Source organism: Pseudomonas rhodesiae, assembly GCF_007858255.1.
GTDB classification, from domain to species: Bacteria; Pseudomonadota; Gammaproteobacteria; order Pseudomonadales; family Pseudomonadaceae; genus Aquipseudomonas; species Aquipseudomonas rhodesiae.
Genome location: NZ_VFEU01000058.1, coordinates 1 through 2,224 on the forward strand (window position 1 = coordinate 1; position 2,224 = coordinate 2,224).

5 protein-coding genes are annotated in these 2,224 nt (G+C 62.3%); 2 read left to right on the plus strand and 3 right to left on the minus strand.

Annotated features, from left to right (window positions below; all coding sequences use genetic code 11):
• Window positions 1–789, plus strand: a 789-nt coding sequence (locus FIV35_RS29345) for a Tn3 family transposase (RefSeq protein ID WP_146375124.1), incomplete at its 5' end; no start/stop codon positions are given.
• Window positions 790–801: 12 nt separating this feature from the next.
• Here the strand turns inward: FIV35_RS29345 and FIV35_RS29350 are convergent.
• Genes FIV35_RS29350 through FIV35_RS29360 form a run of 3 tightly spaced genes read right to left on the minus strand, consistent with a single transcriptional unit; the run spans window position 802 to window position 1,660 of the window.
• On the minus strand, window positions 802–1,014 hold the full coding sequence (locus FIV35_RS29350) for a GDCCVxC domain-containing (seleno)protein (protein ID WP_003089113.1): 213 nt from the start codon (window positions 1,012–1,014) through the stop codon (window positions 802–804).
• Between the two features lie 7 nt (window positions 1,015–1,021).
• Window positions 1,022–1,297, minus strand: coding sequence for a mercury resistance system periplasmic binding protein MerP (gene merP / locus FIV35_RS29355; RefSeq protein ID WP_003150552.1), 276 nt, complete (start codon window positions 1,295–1,297; stop codon window positions 1,022–1,024).
• Between the two features lie 12 nt (window positions 1,298–1,309).
• Entirely contained in the window at window positions 1,310–1,660 is a 351-nt protein-coding gene (locus tag FIV35_RS29360) for a mercuric transporter MerT family protein (RefSeq protein WP_003089115.1), read from the minus strand.
• Window positions 1,661–1,734: 74 nt separating this feature from the next.
• Between FIV35_RS29360 and merR the strand changes: the two genes are divergently transcribed.
• Window positions 1,735–2,133: a mercury resistance transcriptional regulator MerR gene (gene merR, locus FIV35_RS29365; protein ID WP_003089120.1), complete on the plus strand. Its 399-nt coding sequence runs from the start codon at window positions 1,735–1,737 to the stop codon at window positions 2,131–2,133.
• Window positions 2,134–2,224: the final 91 nt, after the last annotated feature.

Here is a 2,224-nt window from a genome sequence, read left to right on the forward strand (position 1 = left end):
CTGCGCGACAGCCTGGTGTTGCTGGCGGTCGTGCTGGAACAGCAGACCGAGTTGCAGCCGACGCAAATCATGACCGACACCGGGGCCTACAGCGATGTGGTGTTCGGGCTCTTCCGCCTACTTGGCTACCACTTCAGTCCGCGGCTGGCCGATGTCGGCGGTACCCGCTTCTGGCGCACGCGCCCGGACGCGGACTACGGCAAGCTCAACGGGCTGGCCCGCCAGTCGGTCAAACTCGACCTGATCGCCGAGCACTGGGACGACCTGCTGCGCCTGGCCGGCTCGCTCAAACTCGGCCGGGTGCCGGCGACTGGCATCATGCGCACGCTGCAAACGGGAGATAGACCCACCCGGCTGGCCCAGGCGCTGGCCGAATTCGGGCGGATCGAAAAGACTCTGCACACGTTGACCTATATCGACGACGAGTCCAAGCGCCGCGCCACCCTGACCCAGTTGAACCGAGGCGAAGGCCGGCACAGCCTGGCCCGCGCCGTGTTCCACGGCAAACGCGGCGAGCTCCGCCAGCGCTACCGCGAAGGCCAGGAAGACCAGCTCGGTGCTCTGGGCCTGGTGGTGAACATCATCGTGCTGTGGAACACCCTCTACATGACGGCGGCCGTGGAACGGCTCAAGCAGCACGGCTATCCAGTGCTGGAAGAGGATTTGGCCCGGCTATCGCCGCTGATCTACGAGCACATCAACATGCTCGGGCGGTATTCCTTTGCGGTACCGGAAGAAGTTGCGCGCGGCGAGCTGCGGCCACTGCGTAATCCAGACGACGACCTGTGATCCCCCTAAACGCTATGAGCAACACCCAAGCTGCTGCTGGATCGGCGGGCACTTCACCGAGCCGAACGAACAGAAAACGCAGCAATCCCCTGGGTTGGGGCGCAGCAGCGCCTTGCAGTTGCTGCACTCGTAATAGAACTGGCAGGCGTCCGTGGGCATGGTTTCCGGCTTGGCGAAGCCGCAGCGCGGGCAAGTCAGCACGGACTCAAGGACAATGGCGCTCATCGTGACCTCACTTCTGCACTGTGGAGGGGTATCCCGCGTTCGCGGTCGCCTCAGTCAGTGCCTCGGGCTGGGCCTTATCGGGATCGTAGGTGACGGTCGCCGTCTTCTGGTCGAAATTGACCTGGACGTCACTCACGCCGGACACCTTCTCCAGCGACTTCTTGACCGTGATCGGACAGAGTCCGCACGTCATGTTCTGCACGTCGAGCGTGACGGTTTTCGGGGGAGCCGCCAGCGCCACGAAGGGCAAGGCGAAAAGCACGGCGATCAGCAGTTTGCGCATGGTTAATCTCCTTCAGTAGAACAGCGGGGCGAGCCACGGCACGGCCAATAGGCCGAGCAGCAGCACGCTGACGATCCAGAACACGAGTCGCTGTCGCACGAGCGTGCGCGGATCGGCGCAGGGTGTACCTGGCGTACAAACCTGTGGCACCAGGTAGAGCTTGCGGAATGCCAATCCCAGGAACAGTAGAGTCAACCCGATGAAGAGGGGGCGTAGTGGCTCCATCATGGTCAGAGCGCCCACCCACGTACCGCCGACACCGAGTGCCAACAGCACCAGTGGCCCGACACAGCACACCGACGCACCGATGGCGGTCAGCGAACTCGCGACCAGCGAGCCTTTCCCGGTGAGTTGCATCCCCATTCCCATCTCCTGAGCCTGATTGCCTAGGTGCTATTCTAAACTCCGTACCAAAGTACGGAATCAAGGAGAAAGTGATGGCCACAGAGCTGACCATTGGCAAGCTGGCAGACGCCGCCGGGGTGAACGTCGAGACGATCCGCTACTACCAGCGACGCGGGCTGCTGGATGAACCAGCCAAACCCTTGGGTGGCCATCGGCGCTATCCGGTGGACATGGTGAAGCGACTGCGTTTCATCAAGCGGGCTCAGGCGCTGGGTTTCACGCTCTCGGAAGTCGGTGGACTGCTGACGCTGGATGAGTCGTGCGCCTGTGCCGAAACGCGAGCACGGGCTGCACGCAAGCTCGCGTTGATCGAGCAGAAGATGGCCGACTTGGTCGTCATGCAGCAACTGTTAGGCGAACTGGTGCAGCAATGTGATGCGGGAGACGGCGGAACGATCTGCCCGATCATCGAGGCACTGATCAGAGAGTAATGCCTGGCGGGTGAGCTGGAGATCGGAAAGCCCCTTTACGGTGGGATTCAGAGCTTACGTTGGTTTTTGGTTCCATTGCTCCCCAAACCCC

Bases quoted from the DNA above. Each gene is read 5' to 3' on its own strand.
- merP (WP_003150552.1), bottom strand. From the start codon at position 1,297: ATGCGCAAACTGCTGATCGCCGTGCTTTTCGCCTTGCCCTTCGTGGCG.
- merR (WP_003089120.1), top strand. From the start codon at position 1,735: ATGGCCACAGAGCTGACCATTGGCAAGCTGGCAGACGCCGCCGGGGTG.
- FIV35_RS29360 (WP_003089115.1), bottom strand. From the start codon at position 1,660: ATGGGGATGCAACTCACCGGGAAAGGCTCGCTGGTCGCGAGTTCGCTG.
- FIV35_RS29350 (WP_003089113.1), bottom strand. From the start codon at position 1,014: ATGAGCGCCATTGTCCTTGAGTCCGTGCTGACTTGCCCGCGCTGCGGC.